Consider the following 22,004-nt stretch of genomic DNA (forward strand, 5'->3'; position numbering starts at 1 on the left):
TGACAGACTGTCAAAGGATTTCAACCAATCTCCGCAAATCCATGGATCTGCCCTCGCTGACCCTGCTGGTCGAGATCATCGACAGCGGCAACCTGAGCCAGGCCGCGCGCAAGCTGCGCATGACCCGCGCGAACGTGAGTTACCACCTCACCAAGCTGGAGAAGGCCGTGGGCGTGCAACTGGTGCAGCGCACCACGCGCCGGGTCGAGCCCACCGAGATCGGCCTGCGGCTCTACGAGCACGGCCGCACCATCCGCAACGAGCTGATGGCCGCGCAGGAGGCCGTCACCACGCTGGGCCAGGGCCTGCAGGGCCGCGTGGGCATCAGCGTGCCCAGCGGCTACGGGCAGATCGTGATGGGCGACTGGCTGATCGAGTTCAAGCGCATGTACCCGGGGATCGTGCTGGACGTGCTGTTCGAGAACCGCGCCGACAACCTGCGTGACGAGGTGGACATCGCCATCCGCGTGGTGCAGGAGCCGCCCCTCTCGCTCGTGGCGCGCAGCCTGGGCAACGTGCGCTACCTGGCCTGCGCCTCCGCCGACTACGCCCGCCGGCACGGCCTGCCGCGCACGCTGCACGCGCTGCGCGCCGGCCCGGTCATCACCGCCGGCGTGACCGGCCGCCAGCTGCGCCTCGCCGCCTACCAGGACGCCGAGCGGCACGAGGTGCTGCTGGAGCCCACGCTGATCTCCGAGCACTTCCCGTTCCTGCGCCAGGGCATCCTTGCCGGGCTGGGCGTGGGGCTGGTGCCCGACTACGTGGTGCAGGACGCGATCGCCACCGGCGAGGTAGTGACCACGCTCGACGAGTACCGCCTGAGCATCTTCGGCACCCACATGTACCTGCTGTACCTGCCCAACCGCCACCAGACGCGGGCGGTGCGGACCTGCATCGACTTCCTGCTGGACAAGGCCAGCGCCGGGGATGGCGGTCCCTCCGCCGCCATGCCCGGCTGACGGAGCCCGTGCCGCCGCCAAGTCAGCTGACGGCAGCGATCTGCCACAGGGCGAAGGCGGCCAGCACCGCGGCGCTGATCCGGTTGATACGGAGATGCCAGCGAGCGTCGAAACGGTCGCGCAGCAGCCCGACAGCCGTGCTCAGGAACAGCCACCACAGCGCGGAGCCCACGAACACGCCGGCGACCATGGCCACCGGTGCGGTCGCCGCCACCGTTGCCGCCGAACGGCCTGCCATCGCTCCGAAGACGGCGATGAATGAAAGGATGGTGGCCGGGTTGGAGAGCGTCAGCGCGAAGGTATGCACGAAGTGGCGCCATCCGCTGCGCGCCGGCCCCCCCGAGGCGCCGGTGCCATGCCCCGCAGCCGGTGCCCGCGCGATCTGCCAGGCCATCCAGAGCAGAAAGGCCGCTCCCGCCCACACGAGCGGCACGCGCACCGCCACCAGCGCCTGGACGAGCCAGTGCACGCCGCAGGCACCGATCGCGCCGTAGACGGCATCCGCCGTGGCGGCACCCAGCCCGGTGGCCAGCCCGGCGCGCGGTCCGTGTCCCAGGCTGCGCTGGATGACGAGGATGCCGATCGGGCCGACCGGCGCGGCGATCGACAAGCCGATCACCAATGAGGAAAGAAAGACGTCGAGCAGTGGCATGCCATCGATCGTAGGCAGGCCGGCCACCGCAATGAAGCCGATTCTTCCGGCCTCGGGCACGTTTCACCGTGTTTTTTACGGAAAATCCTCTCCATGACCGAACAACCCATTCTGGATGACAAGGCCTGGAAACTGCTCCGGGCGCTGCAGGCGGACGGCCGGGCGCCGCTCAAGGCACTGGCTGAGGCCGCGGGACTCTCGGTGGCCGCCACGGCAGAGCGCCTGAAGCGGCTGCAGGAGGCGGGAGTCGTGCGCGGCGTGCACGCGGACCTCGACCCCGCCAAGGTGGGCCGGCCGATCCAGGCGCTCGTCGGCATCACTGTCGGCCAGCCGCACAAGCGGGCGTTCCTCGACGCGTTGCGCGCCCGCGCGGAGGTCCTCGAGTGCCACCACGTTACCGGCGCCGATTCGTATGTGATGGCCTTGGCCGTGGAAGACATGGCGGCGCTGGAGTCGTTTCTGGGAGACATCAACCGGTGGGGCGAAACGCGCACGTCCATCGTCATGTCCACCCCCATCTTCCGGCGCGGGCTGCAACCCGCTGCAGCCCGCGGCAGATGAAAAAACCCCGCCGTGTCGCCACGGCGGGGCTCTGTGTCTTCCTGGACGCGACAGCCGTAACCCGGCTGCCATGCGGGGCATCAGCCCTGCGCGTTCTGCAGCGCGGCGATGCGCTCCTCGATCGGCGGGTGGGTGCTGAACAGCTTGCCGATGCCGCCGGCGATGCCCATGGCCTGCAGGCCCTTGGGCAGTTCGGCCGGATGCATGCCGCCCAGGCGGGCCAGCGCGTTGATCATCGGCTGCCGGCGGCCCATGAGGCGGGCGGCACCTGCATCGGCGCGGAACTCGCGCTGGCGGCTGAACCAGGCCACGATCATCGAGGCGAGGAAGCCCAGCACGATGTCGAGCACGATGGTGGTGACCATGTAGCCGATGCCGGGGCCGGAGCTGTTCTCGTCGTTGCGGCGCAGGAAGCTGTCCACCGCGTAGCCGATCACGCGCGAGAGGAACACCACGAAGGTGTTCATCACGCCCTGGATCAGGGTCATCGTCACCATGTCGCCGTTGGCGATGTGGGCCACCTCGTGGCCGATCACGGCCTCGACCTCCTCGCGGGTCATGCCCTGCAGCAGGCCGGTGGACACCGCCACGAGGGCGTTGTTCTTGAAGGCGCCGGTGGCGAAGGCGTTCGGGTCGCCCTCGAAGATGCCGACCTCGGGCATGCCGATGCCGGCCTGGTCGGCGAACTTGCGCACGGTCTGGACGATCCAGGCCTCGTCGGCCGAGCCCGTGCCGTCGATCACGCGCACGCCGGAACTCCACTTGGCGATCGGCTTGCTCATGAGCAGCGAGATGATCGCGCCGCCGAAGCCCATGATGAAGGCGAAGCCGAGCAGCGCCCCCAGGTTGAGGCCGTTGGCCGTCAGGTAGCGGTTGACGCCGAGCAGGCTGGCGACGATGCCCAGCACCACCACGACGGCAAGGTTGGTGAGCAGAAATAGCGCGATGCGTTTCATCGAAGGTTCTCCACGAAGGGGAAGCGTTGGGTGCAGGGGGAGGAAACGGCCTGGTACCGGACCCGGCACGACAGTAATTTGGGGATGTCGGTCGGGCGTTCAAGCCGCCGTGTCAGCGCGGAGGGACCCCTGTTGTGTACTGTGATGCGGGGCGTGCGCTGCGGAATACGGAAGAGTCATCATAGAAGCAAAAGTTCTCGTTTTCGGCCCACCAGCCGGGCACCCCCAGGACCGGAAGGGGTGTGAAGGGCTTGGTCGTCAGCAGCTCCGGCGCCAGCGAACCCTCCAGCCAGCCGTCGATGTCAGCTACCATTTCAGGAGCATCCGGCACCAGCAGCACATGCGCCGTGAGCGGCTTGCGGGGCTTCACCAACTGCTCCAGCAGGGCGTGGCCGAAAATTTCCAGGCGCGCCTGCCGCCAGAGCGGGCGCAGGTCCGTGAACAGGCGCCGCCATGCGCGCGTGGCCAGGGCCTCCCGCAACTCCTGCGGCGCGAACAGCACTGCTCCGTTTTCGTCGAAGACCGTGATCGCATCCCGCAGCGGGCCGCGCACCGCGCCGACGCCCTGTGCGGCGATCGCGCCGGCCTGCAATGCGTTGAGCCGGCGCTTGGCCCGCGGGTAATGCAGCCAGACCAGGCCGTTGAAGAAATCGTGCAGGTTGTCGCGGGTCGGCACCTGTCCCGTACGGAAGATGAAGGCCTCGTAGGCCTCGCCGACCGGCTGGCATTCCTGGGAAACGAAGCACGGGCCCGCCGCCCTCCCGGACGCCGGGGTTCCCAGGGCATCGAGGGCCTGCCAGACGAGCTGCCCCGCATGCACGCCCGCGGCGACCGCCCGGCCGGCACGGCGCAACGGTGTGAACCAGGGGCGTTCCCACTCGACCTCATCCACCGGTCGCACGGCGGAAGATGCCAGAACCTGCCGTGCGAACCGGTCCGGGGGCCTCATCCGGCAGGTCCGCGCGCCGCGGGGGCGACGCGCTTGTCGCGTACCGAGACCTTCGAAGTGCCTTCGTCGCGCATCTCGAATGCCTGGGTCGCGGCCAGCAGTTTGGTGAGCGTGGCGTACCCGTAGTTGCGAGCGTCGAACGAGGCCTTGTTGGCGATCTGCGTCCCAACGGCACCCACCTTCGCCCAGCCGCTCTCGTCCTGCGTGGCGGCCACCGCATCGCGCAGAAGGTTCATGAGCGAAGTGTCCTGCCGCAACTCCGGCGTGGGAATGCGCAGCCCGGCGGCGGGCCGCACAGGGTGGCCCGGCGTGGGCGGATCAGCGGCGGTGACGGCGGAAGCATCGCGCGGCGGCCGGCCGGATGCCGGTGCCGGAGCGGCCTCGGGCGGAGGCGGAAGCGGCTCGGGCGCGATCGTCACGGCCGGTGCGGCCGCTGCGGCCAGCGCCTCGAGGTACAGGAACCGGGAACAGGCGTTGACGAACGGCCGCGGCGTCTGCTGCGCGCCGAAGCCATACACGGCCGCGCCCTTGGCACGCAGGTGCATCACCAGGGGCGTGAAGTCGGCATCCGAAGAGACGATGCCGAAGGCGTCCGGCCGGTCGGTGTACAGCAGTTCCATCGCATCCACGGTCATGGCCATGTCGGTGGCGTTCTTGCGCTTGGAATAGTCGAACTGCTGGATGGGGCGCACGGCAAACTCCAGCAGCTTGGACTGCCATCCCGACAGTGCGGACTTGGTCCAGTTGCCGTAGGCGCGGCGGATGCTGATCACGCCGAGCGTGGACAGTTCGGTCAGGATCTCGTCGATCATCTCCGCGGGCGCGTTGTCCGCATCGATCAGCAGCGCGATGCGCAGTTGTTGCCGCTCCTGCAGGTCCGGCGCCGGCGCCATGGCTCAGTCCGATCCGCCAGCCACTGCCCGCCAGGCCAGCGCCTCGCCCGAGCGCAGCGGCTTGAGCAGCGCTTCGCCGAAGGGGAAGCTCTCGGGCGGTGTCCACGGTTCGCGGCGCAGGGTCAGCGTGCCCTGGTTGCGCGGCAGGCCGTAGAAATCCGGGCCGTGGAAGCTGGCGAAACCTTCCAGCCTGCCCAGCGCGCCCACGCTGTCGAAGGCCTCGGCATACAGCTCCATGGCGGCATGCGCGCTGTAGCAGCCCGCGCAGCCGGTGGCGTGCTCCTTCAGGTGGGCTGCATGCGGCGCGCTGTCCGTGCCCAGGAAGAACTTCGGGCTGCCGCCGGTGGCGGCCTCCACGAGGGCGAGCCGGTGCGTTTCGCGCTTGAGCACCGGCAGGCAGTAGTAATGCGGCCGGATGCCGCCCGTGAAGATGGCGTTGCGGTTGTAGAGCAGGTGCTGCGGCGTGATGGTCGCCGCCGTGAAGGCGTCGCTGGAGGCCACGTACTGCGCGGCCTCGCGCGTGGTGATGTGCTCGAAGACGATCCTGAGTTCCGGGAAATCGCGGCGCAGCGGGATGAGGTGGCGGTCGATGAACACGGCCTCGCGGTCGAAGAGGTCGATCTCGCTGCCCGTGGCCTCCCCATGCACCAGCAGCAGCAGGCCGGCCTTCTGCATCGCCTCCAGCACCGGGTAGATCTTGCGCAGCTCGGTCACGCCGGCATCGCTGTTCGTCGTGGCGCCTGCGGGGTAGAGCTTGCAGGCGACGATGCCGGCCTCCCTAGCGCGCGCCATTTCCGCGGGCGGGATGTTGTCGGTGAGGTAGAGCGTCATCAGCGGCTCGAACGACACGCCCTGCGGCACGGCGGCCAGGATGCGGTCCCTGTAGGCCAGCGCCTGGGCCGCCGTGGTGACCGGGGGGCGCAGGTTGGGCATGATGACCGCGCGGCCGAACTGCGCCGCCGTATGGGGGACCACGGTCAGCAGGGGCTCGCCGTCGCGCACGTGCAGGTGCCAGTCGTCGGGCCGGGTGATGGTGAGGGTGTCCACGGAGGCGGATGCGGTAGGGGTGGGGGGTGTGGCAGCGGTCATGGGCGCCGATTCTCCCACCGGGCGCGCACATAAAAAACCCTGTCCGCCGTGAGGCAGGACAGGGTGAAACCCCAGTCATTGGGGCGAGGGGGGGATCCGGGGCGCCGCGCATTGCTGCGTGGCATGGATGTGATCGTATGCAGCGCAGCCGGGCCCGGTTGTGGTCCGTGGACGGCTGGGTGCGTAGGACTGCGTGCCATGGGCCCGCGCCCACGGTTCAGTCGATGGCCGGGAATTCCACGGTGAAGCGTGCGCCGCCTTCGGGGCGGTTCTCCACCCGCACGCTGCCGCCCTGGCGCTGCACCAGGGCCTTCACGATGGACAGGCCCAGGCCCGAGCCTTCGCCCCGCCGCCCGGGATCGTGGGGGAAACGCTCGAAGGGCCGCTCCAGCAGGCGCGCCGGCATGCCGGGGCCCGCGTCGCTCACGCGCAGCACGGCGCGGCCGCCCTCGCCGGCCACCTCGACCTCCATCCACCCGCCCGCCGCCGCATGGCGCAGCACGTTCTCGACGAGGTTGAACAGGATCTGGCGCATGCGGTCCGGGTCCACCATGGCATGGGGCCCCTGGTCGTCCGGCAGCCGCAGGGCCAGTTCCACGCCGTGGTCCTCGATGCGCTGCGCATGCAGCGCCACGGCATCGCGCACCAGCTCGGACAGGTCCACCGCACGGGTTTCCAGCGATAGCTGGTCCGCCTCCGCCATGGACAGGGTGTGCAGGTCCCCCACCAGGCGCCCCAGGTACTCGACCTGCTCCAGCAGCGCGCGGGACTCTGCCGCATCGGCCTCGATCACCCCGTCGCAGATCGCGTGCAGGCGCGCGCGCAGCACCGTGAGCGGCGTGCGCAGCTCATGCGAGATGGAGGCCGCATGGGCGCGCCGCTCCTTGGCCGAGCGTTCGAGCGCATCGATCATCTGGTTGAAATGCCGGACCATTTCCGCCATCTCGTCGTGGTAGCGGCCCGGCTGGGCGCGCACCGAGAAATCCCCGACCGCCACGTGGGACGCCACCTCGGCCATCGACGCCAGCGGCAGCGTGACGATGCGCGACACCCAGAATCCCACGACGAGGCCGATGGGCAGGCAGATCACGAGCCCCACCACGAGGGACCATTTCTCGCCGAACAGCAGGTCGCCGTGCCAGTACTGGCCGTAGATCTCCATCGCCCGCGGGCTGTCTTCCATGTCGCGGTCGCGCAGGCCGTCCAATTCGACCTGCACGTCGGAGGGCAGGCTGCGGTAGAAGTCGCGGTACTGCACCTCGGAAAACAGCATCACGCTCGCGGCCAGCAGCGCCATCGTCGCCAGCACGGTGGCGGCGATGCACACGCCGAACCGCACCCAGACCCGGCTGAACAGCGACCCCTGCGCGGCCGGGGGGCGGTGCTCAGGCAACGGGACCCTCCCCGGGCCAGAGCCGGTAGCCGATGCCGCGCACGGTCTCGATGAGCTCGCCCTGCCCTGCCTGCTGCAGCTTGCGGCGCAGCTTGGAGAGGTGGGAATCGATCACGCGGTCGAGCGCGTCGCTCTCGGGAAGGCAATGCTCGATCAGGTGGCTGCGGGAGAAGCAGCGCCGGGGCTGCGCGGCCAGGCAGGCCAGCAGCCGGTATTCGGTCAGCGTCAGCGGCAGCGGCACGGCGCGCCCGTCGTCGCCGTGGGCGAAGGCGGCATGGGCCTCCTGGTCGATCTCGATGCGGCCCACGCGGATGCGCTGGGCGGCCCGGGCCGGTGCCGAAGGCTGGGCCTGCACGCGCCGCAGCACGGCGCGCACCCGGGCCACCACTTCCGGCGGGCTGAAGGGCTTGACCACGTAGTCGTCCGCCCCCAGGCGCAAGCCGACCAGCTTGTCCACGTCGTCGGCCAGCGCCGTCACCATGATCACCGGCGTCTGGCCGTCCTCGCGGATGGCGCGCAGCAGGTCCAGGCCGTCCATGCCGGGCAGGTGGATGTCCAGCAGCACCATGTCGGGCTTGAGCTGGCGGAACAGCCGCAAAGCCTCCAGGCCGTCATGGGCCTGGTGGGCGCGCAGTCCGTCGCGCTGGAGATAGGCGGAGAGGATGGTGGCGATGCCCGGCTCGTCCTCGACGACGAGAACGAGCGGGCCGGTGGCCTGCGGGGCAGCGGGAAGGTTCATGGCGTCGGGAGGTGCTGGGCGGAATTATCCACAGCTGCCCGGGCTGCCGTGCAAAGCCCTGCATCTCCATGAAGCCTCCATATGCCATGCAAGGCGGCTCAAGCTTGGGGCGGTCCAATCCAGCCATCGCCACCGGACTCCCCGCCCTGGCTTCACCCCTGCAAATGTAACGCCGCGCGTGCTTCTTCCGTCCCCCATTCCACGTCCGCTCCGCCTCGGCCTGGCTGCCGCGGCGATTGCGTTCCTGGCCGGCTGCTCGGCACCGGACATCCGCCGCCCGGAGGCACCCGCCCTGCCCGCCACCTGGACTTCGTCCGTGCCGGACGGCGCCGCCGCGGCGCCGGAGTTCCGCGCCTGGTGGAAGGCCTTCCACGATCCCGCCCTCGACGCGCTGGTGGACGAGGCGCTGCAGAAGAACCTCGACCTCGCGATCGCCGCCCACCGGCTGCGCGAAGCCCGCCTGCAGGCCGGGCGCGCGGCGGTGCAGTTCAGGCCCTCGTTCGGCGCAGGTGCACGCACGCTGCAGGACATCGAAGCCACCGACAGCTATTTCCACGCCAGCATCGACATGGTCTGGGAACTGGGCCTGTTCGGCGCTGCCGAAAGCGCGCGGGCATCTGCCACGGCGGACCGCGACGCGGCCGTGGCGGACGGCCAGGGCGCACGCGTCGCCGTCGTGGCCGAGGTGGTACGCAATTACCTGGACCTGCAGGCCGCGCGCCGGCAGCTGCAGCTGCTCGACCGGCAGGCGGCCCTCGACGAGCGGGCCGCCCGTCTGGCGGAGGTGCGCCGCCGCACCTGGACCGGCGCCACCGACGAGGTGGCCTCGGCCGGCATGCAGCGCGCCCGCACCCGTGCGGCACGCGCCGAGCCCGAACAGGCGCGCGCACGCGCCGCCCAGTCGCTGGCCGTGCTGCTGGACCGCGTGGCACCGGACCCGGCCTGGAGCGCAGCCGGCCCCGTCCGGGTGCCCACCCTGGCGCCCTTCGCGTTCTCGGCGCTGCCCGCCGACCTGCTGCGCACGCGTCCGGACGTGCAGGCCGCGGAAGCGGCCGTGCGCAAGGCCGCCGCAGAAGTGGGCATGGCCCGCTCCGAGCTGTACCCGCGCATCGCCATCACCGGCTCGCTGCTGTACGCCTACAACATCACGCGCAACCGCCGCACCACCAGCGACAACGTGCCTGCCATCGGCCCCACCATCGACATCCCGCTCTTCGACTGGGGACGCCGTCGCATGCAGGTGGACGCGCAGCAGGAGGCGCTGCAGGCCGCGGCGCTGACCTACCAGCGCACGGTGCGCGGCGCCGTCGCCGAAGCCGAGGGCGCCCTCTCCGCCCTGGCGGCCCAGCAGAACCGGGCGGATGCGCTCGCGGAGGCGCAGCCCGCGCTTGCCGAGCGCGTGCGTGCCGGCAGCGTCCAGGCCCGGCTCGGCCTGGCCAGCGAGTACGACGGACTTGCCGCGCAGCGCGCGGCCCTGCAGGCAGAAGCCGAATGGGCGACGGCCCAGGACGCGCGCTCCCTGGCCTTCGTCGCGCTGTACAAGGCACTGGGCGGCGCGCCGCTGCCCCCCGCGTCGGCCGACGACGGAGAGGCGCAATGATCGCCCTGGCCCGCAAGACGCTGATCCACGAGTGGCGGCGGTTCGTGCCCGCCGTGTTCGCCGTGGGCTTCTCGTGCGTGCTGCTGGTGGTACAGGCCGCGCTGGTGCTGGGCATCTTCGGCAGCGCGGCGCTGTACGTGCGTGCGTCGGGCGCCGATCTCTGGGCCGGCTACCCCGGCACGCAGAGCGTGAATTTCGGCCGGGCGATCGGCAGCGACGTGGACCTGCGGCTGGCCATGGACCCGGCGGTCGTGGCCACCGAGCCCTACCTCTGGGTGGATGCGGACTGGCGCAGCGCGCAATCCGGAAGCGGCGGCGTGTCGGTGTACCTGTCGGGCATCCGCTCCGCACCGGACGGCATGCTGTTCTCCCACCTGCTCACCGGCTGGCAGCGCGCGGCGCTGCGCGCGCCCGGCGCGGTCATCGTGGACCGGGCGGACCTCTCCACGCTGGGCACCAGCGTGGGCGGCACGGCCTGGATCAACGCGCACGAAGTCCACGTCGTGGCCGCGGTGGACGGGCTGCGCGGCCTGGGCGGGGCGAACGTGCTGTCGTCGATCGACACCGCCCGCGAGATCGCGGGCACCGGCTCGGCCACCTCGCCCACCTACGTCGTGGCCCGCACCCGCACGCCGGAGCAGGCCCGGGAGGTCCAGGCCCGGTTCTCTGCCGGAGCCCCGGGCTTCGGTCCGTTCGAGGTCTGGACGGCCCGCCAGTTCGCCCGCCGCTCCCAGCTGTACTGGCTGCTGGACACGGGCGCGGGCGTGGCCGTGCTGTTCATGGTGGGCATCGTCTGCCTCGTGGGCACGGTCGTCACCAGCCAGTCGCTCATGGGCGTGGTGGCCGGATCGGCCCGTGAATACGCCGTGCTCAACGCGCTGGGCGTGAGCCGCCGCTCGCTGGGCCGGCTGGTGATCGAGCAGGCCTGCTGGATCGGCGGACTGGGCCTGCTGCTGGGCGCCGCCGCCAGCACCGGCCTGCTGTGGCTCGCCATGTCGCAGGGCGTGCCGGTCGCGATGACGCCCGCCACCGCCCTGGCCTGCGCAGGCCTGGTCGCGCTCGTCGCGCTGCTTTCGGGCCTCCTGGCCATGCGCGGCCTCATGGCCGCCGATCCCGCCCTGCTGCTGCGATGAACACCCACGCCCCCCGCTCCCCCGCGCCGCCGCCTGGCGCAGCCCCCAGCCTGCAGGCCGTGGACCTGCAGAAATCCTTCGTCTCGGGCGTCGTGCAGGTGCCGGTGCTGCGCCAGCTCTCACTGTCCATCCTCCCGGGGGAACTCACCCTCATCTCCGGCCCTTCGGGCTGCGGCAAGAGCACGCTGCTGTCGCTGCTGTCCGGTCTGCAGCAGCCGGACGCGGGCAAGGCCTACGCCCTGGGCGAAGACCTGGGAGCGCTCGGCCCGCGCGCGCTGGAACGCTTCCGGCTGCAGCACACGGGCTTCGTGTTCCAGGGCTTCAACCTCTTTCCCGCGCTGACCGCACTGGAGCAGGTGCAACTGCCCCTGGGCTACCTGGGCCTGGGCGCCGCCGAAAGCGCGCGCCAGGCACGGCGTGCCCTCGACGAAGTGGGCATGTCGCAGCGCGCGCACATGCGCCCGGCCCAGCTGTCCGGGGGCGAGAAGCAGCGCGTGGCCATCGCCCGCGCCATCGCCAAGTCGCCCCAGCTGCTCTTCGCCGACGAACCCACCAGCGCGCTGGATGCCGACAGTGGCCAGCGCGTCATCGACATCCTTCACCGCATCGCACGCGCCCACGGCACCACCGTGCTGTGCGTGAGCCACGACCCGCGCCTCGTCCGCCATGCCGACCGCGTGCTCGGCATGGAAGACGGTGCCATCCGCAGCGACTGGCGCCAGCCGGACGCCATCACCCCATGAAACGCCTCTCCCTTCCCCTCGGCCCCCGCGCCGCGCGCGGCGCTGCCTGCGCGGCCTCCGCGCTGGCCCTCGCCTGGCTCGCGGCCTGCACCGACCGTGGCACCCCCGCGCAGATGCCTGCACCCGAAGCGCCCGCATCCGCGCCGGCCTCCGGCGCAGCCAACGGCGTGGCCATCGCCCGCGGCCGCATCGAGGTCCAGGGCGGGATGCTCGACCTCACGCCCCTGCAGGAAGGCGTGGTGGACACCGTCGCCGTGCATGAAGGCCAGGCCGTGAAGCGCGGGCAGGTGCTGCTGCGCCTGTCCGGCACCGGCCTGCAGGCCGAGGCCGAGGTGGCGCAGGCGGAACTGCAGCTGGCGGAGGCGCGCGAACGCGCACGCGCCCAGCAGGTGCCCGCACTGCGCCGCACGGCCGCCCGGCTCGCCGAAGCCGCCGCCGCCAACGCCGCCGAGCCGCAGCGCGCCGAGGATGCGGCCCAGGCCCTGCGCGCCGCCGAATCCGATGCCGCCGTGGCGCGTGCGGAGGCCGAAGTGGCGCGCAAGAAGCTCGCCCAGGTGCGCGGCCAGCAGGCCCGCCTCGAGCTGCGCGCCCCCGAGGACGGCACCGTGGTCCATGTCAGGACCCAGGCCGGCGTGCGCCTGGCGGCCGCAGCCGGCAGCCATGCCGCGATCACGCTGCTGCCGCACCGGCCGCTGATCGTGCGGGCGGAGGTCAACCAGAACTACGCGGCCGCTGTGAAGCCGGGGATGCGCGCATCGGTCACGACCGACGGCGACGCCGCCCCGGTCGCCCTGCCCGCCGCGCGGGTGGTGCGCATCAGCCCCGTGCTCGGCGCCTCGCGGCTGCAGGAAGACGCCCAGCGCGGCCCGATGCGGGTCGTGGAGTGCGTGCTCGAATTCGACAGCCCTCCGGAAGCACGCCCCGGCCAGACCGTGCGCGTGAGCTTTCTTCCCCTGAAGCAGGAATGACACCATGACGACTGCGTCCTTTCCCCTGTCCTCGCTCCGGCGCCCGGCCCTTTCCGCCCGGAACCTCGCTGCGTCCCCCGCGGGCTGGATGGTCCAGTGCGACTTCGACGGCACCATCAGCACGCGGGACGTCACCGACTCCCTGCTGCAGCGCTTCGGCCAGCCCGGCTGGCAGGCACTGGAAGACGCCTGGGAACGCGGCGAGATCGGTTCGCGCGAATGCATGAAGGGCCAGGTCGCACTGCTGGACATGGACCGCGCCGAGCTCGACGCCCACCTGGAGACCATCGAGGTCGATCCGCATTTCACCGCCTTCGTGCGCGAGGCCCAGGCCCTGGGCATGCCGGTGCAGGTGGTGAGCGACGGCATCGACTACGCCATCCAGTCCGTGCTGGCCCGCCACGGCCTGGACGGACTGCCCGTGATCGCCAACCGCCTCGTGCAGGCCGGACCGCGCCAGTGGCGCCTGGAGTCGCCCTGGGCCAGCGGCAGTTGCGCGCGCGCCAGCGGCAACTGCAAGTGCGAACGGCTGGCCGAGCAGCGGGCCGTGCACGGGCGTGTGCTGTTCGTGGGCGACAGCACCTCGGACTTCTGCGTCTCCGGCCGTGCCGACTTCGTCTTCGCCAAGTACAAGCTCATCGCCCACTGTGAAGCCAACCACATCGCCCACGCGCCGTTCAGCGACTTCTCCGACACGCTGGAGATGCTGCACCAGCTGGACGCACTGGCTCCGCGCCAGCTGGAGGTGGCATGAACGCCGCCGCAGCGACCTTGCGGGCCATGGACGACAGCGCCCTGGCCCGCCCCGCGGCCCCCGCGGCCCTGCATGGCACCGAACATGAATACCTGCTGGAGGGCCACGGACCGCTCGCCACCACCGGGATCCTGCTGATCCACGGCCTCACCGGTACGCCCAACGAAATGCGGCTGCTCGCCAAGGGCCTGCACCGCGCGGGCTTCACCGTGCTCGCGGTGCAGCTGGCCGGCCACTGCGGCACGCAGGAAGACCTGATCGCCACGCGCTGGCAGGACTGGGTGGCCAGCGCCCGGCGCGGCGCGGACCGGCTCATGCAGCTCACCGGACAACCGGTCGTCGCCTGCGGCCTGTCCATGGGCGCACTGCTGGCGCTGGCCCTGGCCATCGAGCGGCCTCGGCAGGTGGCCGGCGTGGTGGCGTTGTCCACCACCTTCCGCTACGACGGCTGGAGCATGCCGGCCTATACGCGCCTGGCCTTCCTGCTGCCGCTCTTCCGGGCCCTCGGCATCGGCCGCCGCAGCGTCTTCATGGAAGCACCGCCCTACGGCATCAAGGACGAGGCCCTGCGCGAACGCGTGGTGTCGCAAATGCATTCGGGCGACAGCGCGGCGGCCGGCCTGCCGGGCAACCCCTGGTGGTCGGTGATCGAGCTGCGGGCGCTTTCCGCCCACGTGCGGCGCAACCTGGACGCCGTGCGCGCACCCTGCCTGGTGATGCACGCCCGCAACGACGACATTGCCGCGGCAGGCAACGCCCAGGACATCGTGCGCGGCGTGCGCCACGCCCCGGTGGAGCTGGTGCTGCTGGACGACAGCTACCACATGATCACCATCGACCGCGACCGCCGCACGGTGCTCGCGCGCACGGTGGCCTTCGCGGAAGCGGTCGCGCGACAGCGGCAGCAGGAGCCACGGCGCCAGGAAGGCACTGCGCCATGACGCCAACGGACGGCGGCGGCATCACGCCGCTGGTGGCCCTGCTGTGGTTCCTGAACATGCTGGTGGACACGGGCGGGCAACTGGCCTTCAAGGCCGCCGCCACGGCCGACCCGCGCGCGGGCAGCGGCCTGGCGCGCTGGATCTGGATGGCGCGCAGGCCCTGGATCTGGATCGGCGTCGGCTGCTACGTGGCCGAATTCCTGGTCTGGCTGGCGTTCCTGTCCCTCGTGCCGCTGTCCGACGGCGTGCTGCTGGGTTCGATCAACATCGTGGCCGTGATGATCGCCGGCCGCTTCCTGTTCCGCGAAAAGCTCTCGCCGATGCGGGTGGCGGGCATCCTGCTGGTGTCGGCGGGCGTGGCCGTCGTCGGCCTGAAGGGGTGACGCCGTGCGACGCTTCTACGCCATCGGCTTTCTCGTCCTCGTCGCCTTCGACACGCTCGCGCAGATCAGCTTCAAGCTGGCGGGCGAACACGCGCTGCCGCTGGAGTTCTCCAGCGCCTGGCTGTCGCGGGTCTTCGGACAGCCCTGGATCTACGGTGCCTTCGTGGGCTACGTGGGCGCCTTCTTCACCTGGATGACGCTGCTGGAGCACGCGCCCATCGGCCCGGCCTTCGCGGCATCGCACCTCGAGGTCGTCTCCGTGCTGGCGCTTTCGGCCCTCCTGTTCAACGAGCCCATCGGCTGGCCGCAGCTGCTGGGCGCCGCGCTCATCGCCGCCGGCATCGCCTGCCTGGCCCGCAGCGAGGCCGAGGAGCAGGCGCCGCCAGCCGCTCCCCCACCCGCGCCCCATGGCGCCTGAGGCGCCGCCCACCGCCGGCCTGCCGCTGGGCTGGCGCGACCTGCTGCCCGGCGGCGATGCAGACCTCGGCGGTGCGCTGGCGCGCTTCCTGGGCGTGCCGTCGGTGCAGGTGGAATGCTCCGGCACCGCAGCGCTGGTGGTGGCGCTCACGGCCCTGCGCGAACATGAGCCCGCGCGCGACGAGGTCATCGCCCCGGCCTACACCTGCCCCCTGGTCGCCCTGGCGGCCGCGCACTGCGGCCTGCGGCTGCGCGTGTGCGACCTGCGGCCCGCCAGCCTGGACCTGGGCCCCGATGCCCTGGCCGCGCTCTGCGGTCCACGCACCCTGGCCGTGCTGCCCACCCACCTGGCGGGCCGCGTGACCGACGTGGCGCCGGTGCGCGCCGTTGCCCATGCGGCCGGCGCCCGCGTCATCGAGGACGCGGCCCAGGCCCTGGGCGCGCGCGAGCAGGGCGGCGCCTGCGTCGGCACCACGGGCAGCGATATGGTCTTCTTCAGCCTGGCCGTGGGCAAGGGGCTCACGATCTACGAAGGCGGTGCGCTGGTGGTGGCCGATCCCGGCCTGCGCGCAGCCTGCGCGCGCGCCGCGCGGACCGTGGCCCCCTGGCGTCGGGGCTGGGAGCTGCGCCGCAGCGCCGAGCTGCTGGGCTATGCCGCGCTCTACCGCCCGGCCGGCCTGCCGCTGGCCTATGGCCTGCCGCTGCGGCGGGCGCTGGCACAGGGCGACCGCATCGCCGCGGCGGGCGACGATTTCGACGATGCCATTCCGCTGCACCAGGTCGGCCGCTGGCGCCGCGCCGTGGGCGTGCGCGCACTGGCCCGCCTGCCCGCCTGGCTGGCCGGAGGCGAGGCACGGGCCCGGCACCGCATGGCCTTGCTGCGCGAGCGCATTCCTGAACTGCAGGTGATCGGGGACAGCGGCGCCGTGCCGGGCGCGCGGGGCACCTGGCCCACGCTGCTGGTGCTGCTGCCCGATGCCGCCCGGCGCGAGGCCGCCATCGCCGCGCTGTGGAGCCGGGGCCTGGGCGTGAGCCTGCCCTTCGTGCATGCGCTGCCCGACTACCCCCGCTATGCGCGGCACATCGCCCCGGGCCCGCAAGAGGGCTGGCCGCATGCCCGGGATTTCGCTGCCCGCGTGCTCGCCGTCGGCAACAGCCCCTGGCTGGACGACGCCGGCTTCGACCGGATCTGCACAGTGCTGCAGCAGGTGTGCGGATCGGCGGATGAGCCGGTCCGCTAGATCAACGCGCCGTCAGCCGTCCGTCTCCAGCATATCGAGCAGCCACATGTTGAACGCGGCCTGCGCGGCCTGCCAGGCCGGCAGGTCGGCATGCTCCGTGCCGGTCTGCTGCCCGTCGCCTGCGCTCAGCCATCGCTTCCAGGCCGTGGCGTAGCGGTGGGTGGAGACGTCGCCCGTCACGTCGCTGCCCACGACGCAGTTGCGCAGGCTGCCGATGACCGCAGCGGCATGGCGCGTCTCCAGCGTGCCCTGGTCCCAGTTCGTGCGCACCACGCGGGGAGAAAACACGTCCTTGTCCACACTGAAATAGGTGGGCACCCGCTGCCGCTCGAGCATGCGCGCCAGTTCGCCGATCAGGGCGTCCGCGTCCGGGAACGCGCGGAACCGGTCCGCGATGCCCAGCCAGCGTGCCCAGCGCGTGTCCACGCCGCTGCTCCAGTAGGTGAGCCGGCCCGCGCGCAGCGGCGCGAGGTAGTTCTCCCACGCATGGCCCGTGCCGATGTCGCCCGAGGTAATGCCCACCACGTGCACGTGCGAGACCTGGGGCAGCAGCGCCACCCGCCGCACCCACGAGCCGCAATGCACCCCGAAGGGAAAGCGCATGTTGTCCGGGTGGTTGTCCAGCACCACCACCCGCAGCGGCTGAGCCGCGGAGAACCCGTGGGCGGCGATGCAGCGCTCGATGAGCGGCCAGCTCAGGTGGTGGAAATCGCCGCTGCCCATGAACACCGTGCCGTGCGCCGCCACCGGCGGCATGGCCAGTTCCAGCGCCTGCCGGAACGCACGCATCGTGCACATGCCACAGCCGAAGCGGATGCGCTCCTGCCATGCCGGCGCCAGCGGCAGGCGGACCTCCCCGGGCAGCCCGCCCACGGAACCGTCCACGTCGAGCACCACCGGGGGCCGCACCGCGCCGCTCATGCCGCGTCCTCCACGCTGTCCTTCCAGCGCCGGTCGCTTTCGAAATGGCCCGAGAATCGCCGGGCCAGCGCGCGCAGCAGCGGGTTGCGCACATACACGGCATGCCGCGTCCAGGTGAAACTCGCGCCCAGGCTGCGCTTGACCTCGGGGTCGGTCCAGCCCGCGATGTAGTGGGTCAGGCCCCGCTCGACCGCATATTCCAGGTTGACCATCCAGCTCACGAAATACAGGTTGACCTCGCGCGCGGCGGGGTAGGACAGGCCGATGTACTTGTCCACGAGGCGCCCCGCGTGCTCGTAGCAGAGGTTCCAGCCCAGCAGCGCATCGGTGCCGGCATGCCGGTACTCGAAGACGATGCCGCCGCTGGCGCCGTCACGCAGCACCGCGGCGAAGAAATCCCGGGTCAGCCGGTCGAAATGCACCTCGCTCTGCGCATGCACGGCCTCGTAGAGCGCGTAGCAGGCATCCACCCGCGCATCGTCGGCATAGGCATCGCCCGTGGGCACGCGCTCGATCCGCAGCTGTGACCGGCTGCGGAGCTTGCGCCGCAGGTTGCTGCGGCGGCTGGAGGACAGGCGCGCCAGATATTCGTCCAGGTTCCCGAAGTCGATGGGTACATAGGCCAGCGCCTGGCCCTCGACCAGCACGAAGCCCTGCCGCACGCAGGCCTCGACCAGCGCCTGGGCATAGGCGTTGTCCTCCGGGGCCAGCAGCGGCGAATCCTGTGGAAGATCCTTCGCGATCACCAGCGCGAAAGCACGGCCCGGACCGGTACGCAGCGCCGCGGCGACCGCCTCCGGCGCGGCGTCCTGCGGCAGCGGGGCGTACTCCGTCACCGTGGTGCCCGCGAAGGCTGTGCGCACGCGCAGCCACCGCGACCAGCGACCGAACAGCGGCCAGCCGCGCAACCGCGCCTTGAAGTCGTCGTCCGCCGTCGTGAGCAGGTCGAACGGCGCCGAGAACACCGGCACCGGCAGCCCCTGCAGCCAGGCGAACCCCTCCGGCGGATGCGCGCCGGCATGCGCCACGAGCGACTCCGGCTCCAGCCGGTTGCGCCAGCGCATTGGCCGTCAGGCCCGCTTCGCCTGGGTCAGGAGCTGGTCCAGCAGCACCATCGCCTCGTCGATCTCGGGACGCGAGATCATCAGCGACGGCGCGAAGGTGATCACGTTCTTGTAGTAGCCGCCCACGTCCAGCACCAGGCCGCGCTTCTGGCCCTGGTACTCCAGGTGGCCTTCCAGGCCGATGTCCACCATCTTGTCCAGCAGCGCCTTGTTGGGCGTGAAGCCGTCCTCGGTGCAGATTTCGGCGCGCAGCGCCAGGCCCAGGCCGTCCACGTCGCCGATCTCCTTGTGGCGCTTTTGCAGCTCCTTCAGGCCTTCGAGGAAGTAGGCGCCGGATTCGCGCACCTGCTTGCCGAAGTCGATCTCGTGCGTCATCTTCATCACTTCCAGGCCCAGGGCCGTGCCCAGCGGGTTGGAGGCAAAGGTGGAGTGGGTGGAGCCCGGCGGGAAAATCTTCGGGTTGATCAACTCCTCGCGCGCCCACAGGCCGGAGAGGGCATTGAGGCCGTTGGTCAGCGCCTTCGCGAAGACCAGCACGTCGGGCTTGATGCCGAAGTTCTCCACCGACCACAGCGTGCCGGTGCGCCAGAAGCCCATCTGGATCTCATCGACCACCATCAGGATGCCGTGGTCGTCCAGCACCTTCTTGAGGCCCTTGAAGAAGTTCGGCGGCGGCACGACGTAGCCGCCCGTGCCCTGGATGGGCTCGACGTAGAAGGCCGCGTACTCGCACTGGTTGGTCTTGGGATCCCAGACGGCGTGGTATTCGTTCTCGAACTTGCGGGCGAACTCGCGCACGATCTGGTCCGAATACTCCTCTGCCGTCATGCCCTTGGGGCGGCGGAAGGGATAGGGGAAGGGAATGAACTGCGCGCGGTCGCCGAAGTGGCCGAAGCGGCGGCGGTAGCGGTAGCTGGAGGTGATGCTGGACGCGCCCAGCGTGCGGCCGTGGTAGCCGCCCTCGAAGGCGAACATCAGGCTCTTGCCGTTGCTGGCGTTGCGCACCACCTTCAGCGAATCCTCGATGGCCTGCGCGCCGCCCACGTTGAAGTGCACGCGGCCGTCGCTGTCCCACTTGCGCTTGGCATCTTCGGCGATGAACTTGGCCAGCTCGATCTTGGTCGGGTGCAGGTACTGGCTGGCGACCTGGGGCAGGGCCTGCAACTGCTCGATCATCTTGGCTTCGAGGCGCTTGTTCTTGTAGCCGAAGTTCACGGCCGAATACCACATCTGCAGGTCGAGGTACTGCGTGCCGTTGTCGTCCAGCATGTAGCTGCCTTCGCAGCCCGTGAAGATCTTGGGCGGGTTCACGTAGTGGACGGTATCGCCGAAGGAGCAGTACTTGGCTTCGTCCGCGAGGAGCTGGGCAGCGTCGATGGTCATGGAGGAAAAAATCCGGAACGAGGAAGGAAGAATGGGCGCGAGTCTGCGCAGCCAACCTTGATCGACTATCGAGCGTTTGTGTGCGATTTGTGCAGATGGTGGAGAACGCGTGGGGAGGCGGCGGCCGGCACGGGCGGATCGCGCGCAACCCTTTCTTACAGCATGCCCGGCCGTGGGCCATTAGATTTTCGCGCCGAGGAGGGACGACACATGCTGAACACGCACCCGCAGGGTAGTGATGATGCGGGGTCCCGGACACTCTGGATGGTCCTCGCACTTGGGCTGGCAGCTGTCGTTTGGTATGCCAGCAAACCCGTTTTCAAAGGCTCGGAAACAAGCCCAATGAATGTTTATCGCGTCGAATTCTATGACGCGTCACCCATCCAACGCATCCTGCACTACAAAATGAAAACTCCTTCATTTGTAAGGCTGTACCGCATCCAGCCTGAAACCCTATTGGGCGAAAGTGAGGTTGTCGATCTTTGGATGAACGGCACGCTTCATTGGTGGACCGATCCTCCTGCACATGCCGTAGTGGTTGGTAGCAGTGTGGTGTTCGAAAACATACCGGCAGAGTGTCCGGCAGCCGCCGGTTGCCCACGCTGACCGGCAACGCGCCCACGCTTTTCTCAAATGCTCTTGCTCCAGTATCTGACCGATGAGACCCACCGACGCCGTCCGGCTCGAAATCGAACCTCTATCGCCACATCGACGTCGGTCACAAGCACCGCACGGAAGCCGCTACCGCGGCATGGCAATGATGCAACCCGGCCTGAACCTGCGTAGTGCCTCGCTCTGCTTGCTGGCGCTGTTCCAGGCAAGCGCTCATGCACAGCCCATGAAGGCAGCCCCCATTGCCAGGTCCATCGGCCCCCTGGGTGCCATCACCCTGCCCCGCGCCGTGGAACCTGCACCCGGCAGCGATGCCGACTGCTCTGGCCGGGTCATCGACGAGCAGCGCGTTCGCTATTTCTGGAACCATGCCGTGGAGGGGCCGGCCTCAGACTTCCAGCGCGACTTCGACCTGGCCGACTGCGCCGCATCGCCCCGCCTGCATCTGCGCAAGGGGGTGCATGCCATGCTGCGCCTGCATGACGCCACGGGGTGGGGGATCCTGGAGTGGAAAGGCGCCACGCGCTACTTCCGCTGCGCTTCATGCGAAGGCATCCTGGGCCGGAATTTCCGCCCAGATGCACCCCGTTAGCGCAAAGAGCGCACCCACTACCGCGAAAAGCGCTTCAGCCGACTCGGAAAAGCGCACGCCGCTTCGCGCCGGATACCTGCCGGCCCTGCCTTCCACCCTCCAATGGGGCACCATGAATCTGCGTACTTCTTCCTGGATGCTGGGGGGCGCCGCCCTGTTGCTGCTCGCGGCGGGACTGGGATTTCTGCAACCAGGCACGGCCGAGGAATCCTCCGGCACACGCGAGGCCGCCGAAGCCGCCGCGGCGTCCCGCCCCCTGTCCGCGGACCTGCTCCGGGAATACAACCGGGCCGGCCGCCTGGACGGGTTTGTCCGCCATGCGCTTTCGCATCCCGAGGCGGGGGGCGTGTTCTATGCCGTGCAGGCATTGCGCCGGTGCCACGGCATCGCGGGCGCGGGGGCGGCCACAGCCGGCCCGGCCTCCAGCGAGGCCCGCGCGGCGGCGGAAACCCTGCGCAAGCGGTGCGCGGGCCTGTCGGCGGAGGACACGGGGGACCGGCGCATCGCCCGGCTCGCCGCGGACGGCCTGCGCCGCAAGGACCCCTTGCTGGCCATGGCCCTGCGCGCGGGCAAATCCGCCTACCAGGCACCCGAACGGCGCCAATCCCTGCTGTCCGACCTGCTGGCGGCCGGCGACCCGCTGCTCGTGCAGGACGTCGCCACGCGCCTCGCGGTCCGCACCGATGCCGGCACGGGCACGCGTGGCTACCGGTTCGAGGGCGTCTTCCATCCCCAGTCGCAGGACGACGGCATGGAACTCGCCTTCTACCTGCTGCCCTGCGGGCTGGGGCTGGACTGCACGCGGGCCACCGACTGGGATCTGCTGGCCCGATGTGCCAACGGATTCGGATGCGCCGCGAGCCGCCAGGACTATGTGCAGGCCGCGCTGCAGGGCCGCCCCGGTGCCTACGAGCGCGCGATGGCACTCTACCGGCGCATGCTCGATGCGATCCGCGCCGGACGCATCGACGCGTTCGCCTGAGCCGCGGGCGCGGCTTCGCATGTCCGCGGAGTCGTTCGGGCAGCGCGTCCCGCACGCTCCGGGCCGCTGCGAGAGTGCA

24 protein-coding genes are annotated in these 22,004 nt (G+C 70.6%); 14 read left to right on the forward strand and 10 right to left on the reverse strand.

Translation table 11 applies throughout. The annotated features are described in order from the left end of the window. Nucleotides 1–41: 41 nt before the first annotated feature. Nucleotides 42–959, forward strand: coding sequence for a LysR family transcriptional regulator (locus tag ACAV_RS20895; protein ID WP_013596573.1), 918 nt, complete (start codon nt 42–44; stop codon nt 957–959). Between the two features lie 22 nt (nt 960–981). Here ACAV_RS20895 and ACAV_RS20900 read toward each other — a convergent pair whose 3' ends face one another. Next, entirely contained in the window at nt 982–1,611 is a 630-nt protein-coding gene (locus tag ACAV_RS20900; RefSeq protein WP_041829403.1) for a LysE family translocator, read from the reverse strand. A 93-nt stretch (nt 1,612–1,704) separates the two neighbouring features. Here ACAV_RS20900 and ACAV_RS20905 point away from each other — a divergent pair, with 93 nt between their 5' ends. Then, nucleotides 1,705–2,172, forward strand: coding sequence for an Lrp/AsnC family transcriptional regulator (locus tag ACAV_RS20905; RefSeq protein WP_013596575.1), 468 nt, complete (start codon nt 1,705–1,707; stop codon nt 2,170–2,172). Nucleotides 2,173–2,252: 80 nt separating this feature from the next. On the opposite strand, the gene htpX is transcribed toward ACAV_RS20905, so the two are convergent. The 6 genes from htpX to ACAV_RS20935 all read right to left on the reverse strand — a co-directional run bounded on the left by htpX (nt 2,253) and on the right by ACAV_RS20935 (nt 8,191). Further along, nucleotides 2,253–3,128: a protease HtpX gene (htpX, locus tag ACAV_RS20910; RefSeq protein WP_011797329.1), complete on the reverse strand. Its 876-nt coding sequence runs from the start codon at nt 3,126–3,128 to the stop codon at nt 2,253–2,255. 112 nt (nt 3,129–3,240) lie between these two features. After that, the gene (locus ACAV_RS20915; RefSeq protein WP_013596576.1) at nt 3,241–4,077 is read right to left on the reverse strand and encodes a DUF3025 domain-containing protein; all 837 of its coding nucleotides are present in this window, start codon (nt 4,075–4,077) and stop codon (nt 3,241–3,243) included. Next, entirely contained in the window at nt 4,074–4,970 is an 897-nt protein-coding gene (locus tag ACAV_RS20920; RefSeq protein WP_013596577.1) for an NYN domain-containing protein, read from the reverse strand. The genes ACAV_RS20915 and ACAV_RS20920 overlap by 4 nt, the downstream gene beginning before the upstream one ends. Nucleotides 4,971–4,973: 3 nt before the next feature. Beyond that, nucleotides 4,974–6,059, reverse strand: a complete 1,086-nt coding sequence (gene pyrC, locus ACAV_RS20925) for a dihydroorotase (protein ID WP_013596578.1) — start codon at nt 6,057–6,059, stop codon at nt 4,974–4,976. 217 nt (nt 6,060–6,276) lie between these two features. Beyond that, nucleotides 6,277–7,452 carry a sensor histidine kinase gene (locus tag ACAV_RS20930; protein ID WP_013596579.1) on the reverse strand — a complete coding sequence of 392 codons (1,176 nt, stop codon included), beginning with the start codon at nt 7,450–7,452 and terminating at the stop codon, nt 6,277–6,279. Further along, the gene (locus tag ACAV_RS20935) at nt 7,445–8,191 is read right to left on the reverse strand and encodes a response regulator (protein ID WP_013596580.1); all 747 of its coding nucleotides are present in this window, start codon (nt 8,189–8,191) and stop codon (nt 7,445–7,447) included. The genes ACAV_RS20930 and ACAV_RS20935 overlap by 8 nt, the downstream gene beginning before the upstream one ends. Nucleotides 8,192–8,369: 178 nt before the next feature. On the opposite strand from ACAV_RS20935, the gene ACAV_RS20940 reads away from it, so the two are divergent. The 9 genes from ACAV_RS20940 to ACAV_RS20980 are packed head-to-tail and all read left to right on the forward strand — an operon-like array spanning nt 8,370 to nt 16,371. After that, nucleotides 8,370–9,791: an efflux transporter outer membrane subunit gene (locus ACAV_RS20940; protein ID WP_041828839.1), complete on the forward strand. Its 1,422-nt coding sequence runs from the start codon at nt 8,370–8,372 to the stop codon at nt 9,789–9,791. Further along, nucleotides 9,788–10,924 carry an ABC transporter permease gene (locus tag ACAV_RS20945; RefSeq protein WP_013596582.1) on the forward strand — a complete coding sequence of 379 codons (1,137 nt, stop codon included), beginning with the start codon at nt 9,788–9,790 and terminating at the stop codon, nt 10,922–10,924. Before ACAV_RS20940 ends, ACAV_RS20945 begins: the two co-directional genes overlap by 4 nt. Then, nucleotides 10,921–11,667 (forward strand): ABC transporter ATP-binding protein, encoded by a 747-nt coding sequence (locus tag ACAV_RS20950; protein ID WP_013596583.1) that lies wholly within the window; start codon nt 10,921–10,923, stop codon nt 11,665–11,667. Before ACAV_RS20945 ends, ACAV_RS20950 begins: the two co-directional genes overlap by 4 nt. Next, complete coding sequence (locus ACAV_RS20955) at nt 11,664–12,635, forward strand: HlyD family secretion protein (RefSeq protein ID WP_013596584.1); 972 nt, start codon at nt 11,664–11,666, stop codon at nt 12,633–12,635. The genes ACAV_RS20950 and ACAV_RS20955 overlap by 4 nt, the downstream gene beginning before the upstream one ends. A gap of 4 nt (nt 12,636–12,639) precedes the next feature. After that, nucleotides 12,640–13,389, forward strand: a complete 750-nt coding sequence (locus tag ACAV_RS20960) for an MtnX-like HAD-IB family phosphatase (RefSeq protein ID WP_013596585.1) — start codon at nt 12,640–12,642, stop codon at nt 13,387–13,389. Then, on the forward strand, nt 13,386–14,330 hold the full coding sequence (locus tag ACAV_RS20965; protein WP_013596586.1) for an alpha/beta hydrolase: 945 nt from the start codon (nt 13,386–13,388) through the stop codon (nt 14,328–14,330). The genes ACAV_RS20960 and ACAV_RS20965 overlap by 4 nt, the downstream gene beginning before the upstream one ends. Then, nucleotides 14,327–14,713 carry a DMT family transporter gene (locus ACAV_RS20970; protein WP_013596587.1) on the forward strand — a complete coding sequence of 129 codons (387 nt, stop codon included), beginning with the start codon at nt 14,327–14,329 and terminating at the stop codon, nt 14,711–14,713. Before ACAV_RS20965 ends, ACAV_RS20970 begins: the two co-directional genes overlap by 4 nt. 4 nt (nt 14,714–14,717) lie before the next feature. Continuing rightward, entirely contained in the window at nt 14,718–15,131 is a 414-nt protein-coding gene (locus ACAV_RS20975) for an EamA family transporter (RefSeq protein ID WP_013596588.1), read from the forward strand. Further along, nucleotides 15,121–16,371, forward strand: a complete 1,251-nt coding sequence (locus tag ACAV_RS20980) for a DegT/DnrJ/EryC1/StrS family aminotransferase (RefSeq protein ID WP_013596589.1) — start codon at nt 15,121–15,123, stop codon at nt 16,369–16,371. The genes ACAV_RS20975 and ACAV_RS20980 overlap by 11 nt, the downstream gene beginning before the upstream one ends. A 12-nt stretch (nt 16,372–16,383) precedes the next feature. Here the strand turns inward: ACAV_RS20980 and ACAV_RS20985 are convergent, their stop codons facing one another. Genes ACAV_RS20985 through ACAV_RS20995 form a run of 3 tightly spaced genes read right to left on the reverse strand, consistent with a single transcriptional unit; the run spans nt 16,384 to nt 19,739 of the window. Further along, a complete protein-coding gene (locus tag ACAV_RS20985) occupies nt 16,384–17,292 on the reverse strand; it encodes an arginase family protein (RefSeq protein ID WP_013596590.1) in 909 nt (302 codons plus the stop codon). Next, nucleotides 17,289–18,356: a GNAT family N-acetyltransferase gene (locus tag ACAV_RS20990; protein ID WP_013596591.1), complete on the reverse strand. Its 1,068-nt coding sequence runs from the start codon at nt 18,354–18,356 to the stop codon at nt 17,289–17,291. Before ACAV_RS20990 ends, ACAV_RS20985 begins: the two co-directional genes overlap by 4 nt. 6 nt (nt 18,357–18,362) lie before the next feature. Continuing rightward, a complete protein-coding gene (locus ACAV_RS20995; protein WP_013596592.1) occupies nt 18,363–19,739 on the reverse strand; it encodes an aspartate aminotransferase family protein in 1,377 nt (458 codons plus the stop codon). 210 nt (nt 19,740–19,949) lie between these two features. Between ACAV_RS20995 and ACAV_RS24260 the strand changes: the two genes are divergently transcribed. The 3 genes from ACAV_RS24260 to ACAV_RS21005 all read left to right on the forward strand — a co-directional run bounded on the left by ACAV_RS24260 (nt 19,950) and on the right by ACAV_RS21005 (nt 21,925). Beyond that, complete coding sequence (locus ACAV_RS24260; RefSeq protein WP_013596593.1) at nt 19,950–20,345, forward strand: hypothetical protein; 396 nt, start codon at nt 19,950–19,952, stop codon at nt 20,343–20,345. Between the two features lie 232 nt (nt 20,346–20,577). Then, nucleotides 20,578–20,943 (forward strand): hypothetical protein, encoded by a 366-nt coding sequence (locus ACAV_RS21000; protein WP_244875496.1) that lies wholly within the window; start codon nt 20,578–20,580, stop codon nt 20,941–20,943. A 112-nt stretch (nt 20,944–21,055) separates the two neighbouring features. Continuing rightward, nucleotides 21,056–21,925, forward strand: a complete 870-nt coding sequence (locus ACAV_RS21005; protein WP_013596595.1) for a hypothetical protein — start codon at nt 21,056–21,058, stop codon at nt 21,923–21,925. Nucleotides 21,926–22,004 lie beyond the last annotated feature (79 nt).

The sequence above is a fragment of the Paracidovorax avenae ATCC 19860 genome, from assembly GCF_000176855.2.
GTDB lineage: Bacteria > Pseudomonadota > Gammaproteobacteria > Burkholderiales > Burkholderiaceae_C > Paracidovorax > Paracidovorax avenae.

Excerpts from the sequence above, each read along its gene's own strand:
- ACAV_RS20895 (WP_013596573.1), top strand. The coding sequence starts at position 42 with ATGGATCTGCCCTCGCTGACCCTGCTGGTCGAGATCATCGACAGCGGC.
- ACAV_RS20900 (WP_041829403.1), bottom strand. The coding sequence starts at position 1,611 with ATGCCACTGCTCGACGTCTTTCTTTCCTCATTGGTGATCGGCTTGTCG.
- ACAV_RS20905 (WP_013596575.1), top strand. The coding sequence starts at position 1,705 with ATGACCGAACAACCCATTCTGGATGACAAGGCCTGGAAACTGCTCCGG.
- htpX (WP_011797329.1), bottom strand. The coding sequence starts at position 3,128 with ATGAAACGCATCGCGCTATTTCTGCTCACCAACCTTGCCGTCGTGGTG.
- ACAV_RS20915 (WP_013596576.1), bottom strand. The coding sequence starts at position 4,077 with ATGAGGCCCCCGGACCGGTTCGCACGGCAGGTTCTGGCATCTTCCGCC.
- ACAV_RS20920 (WP_013596577.1), bottom strand. The coding sequence starts at position 4,970 with ATGGCGCCGGCGCCGGACCTGCAGGAGCGGCAACAACTGCGCATCGCG.
- pyrC (WP_013596578.1), bottom strand. The coding sequence starts at position 6,059 with ATGACCGCTGCCACACCCCCCACCCCTACCGCATCCGCCTCCGTGGAC.
- ACAV_RS20935 (WP_013596580.1), bottom strand. The coding sequence starts at position 8,191 with ATGAACCTTCCCGCTGCCCCGCAGGCCACCGGCCCGCTCGTTCTCGTC.
- ACAV_RS20945 (WP_013596582.1), top strand. The coding sequence starts at position 9,788 with ATGATCGCCCTGGCCCGCAAGACGCTGATCCACGAGTGGCGGCGGTTC.
- ACAV_RS20950 (WP_013596583.1), top strand. The coding sequence starts at position 10,921 with ATGAACACCCACGCCCCCCGCTCCCCCGCGCCGCCGCCTGGCGCAGCC.
- ACAV_RS20955 (WP_013596584.1), top strand. The coding sequence starts at position 11,664 with ATGAAACGCCTCTCCCTTCCCCTCGGCCCCCGCGCCGCGCGCGGCGCT.
- ACAV_RS20960 (WP_013596585.1), top strand. The coding sequence starts at position 12,640 with ATGACGACTGCGTCCTTTCCCCTGTCCTCGCTCCGGCGCCCGGCCCTT.
- ACAV_RS20965 (WP_013596586.1), top strand. The coding sequence starts at position 13,386 with ATGAACGCCGCCGCAGCGACCTTGCGGGCCATGGACGACAGCGCCCTG.
- ACAV_RS20970 (WP_013596587.1), top strand. The coding sequence starts at position 14,327 with ATGACGCCAACGGACGGCGGCGGCATCACGCCGCTGGTGGCCCTGCTG.
- ACAV_RS20980 (WP_013596589.1), top strand. The coding sequence starts at position 15,121 with ATGGCGCCTGAGGCGCCGCCCACCGCCGGCCTGCCGCTGGGCTGGCGC.
- ACAV_RS20985 (WP_013596590.1), bottom strand. The coding sequence starts at position 17,292 with ATGAGCGGCGCGGTGCGGCCCCCGGTGGTGCTCGACGTGGACGGTTCC.
- ACAV_RS20990 (WP_013596591.1), bottom strand. The coding sequence starts at position 18,356 with ATGCGCTGGCGCAACCGGCTGGAGCCGGAGTCGCTCGTGGCGCATGCC.
- ACAV_RS20995 (WP_013596592.1), bottom strand. The coding sequence starts at position 19,739 with ATGACCATCGACGCTGCCCAGCTCCTCGCGGACGAAGCCAAGTACTGC.
- ACAV_RS24260 (WP_013596593.1), top strand. The coding sequence starts at position 19,950 with ATGCTGAACACGCACCCGCAGGGTAGTGATGATGCGGGGTCCCGGACA.
- ACAV_RS21000 (WP_244875496.1), top strand. The coding sequence starts at position 20,578 with ATGAAGGCAGCCCCCATTGCCAGGTCCATCGGCCCCCTGGGTGCCATC.
- ACAV_RS21005 (WP_013596595.1), top strand. The coding sequence starts at position 21,056 with ATGAATCTGCGTACTTCTTCCTGGATGCTGGGGGGCGCCGCCCTGTTG.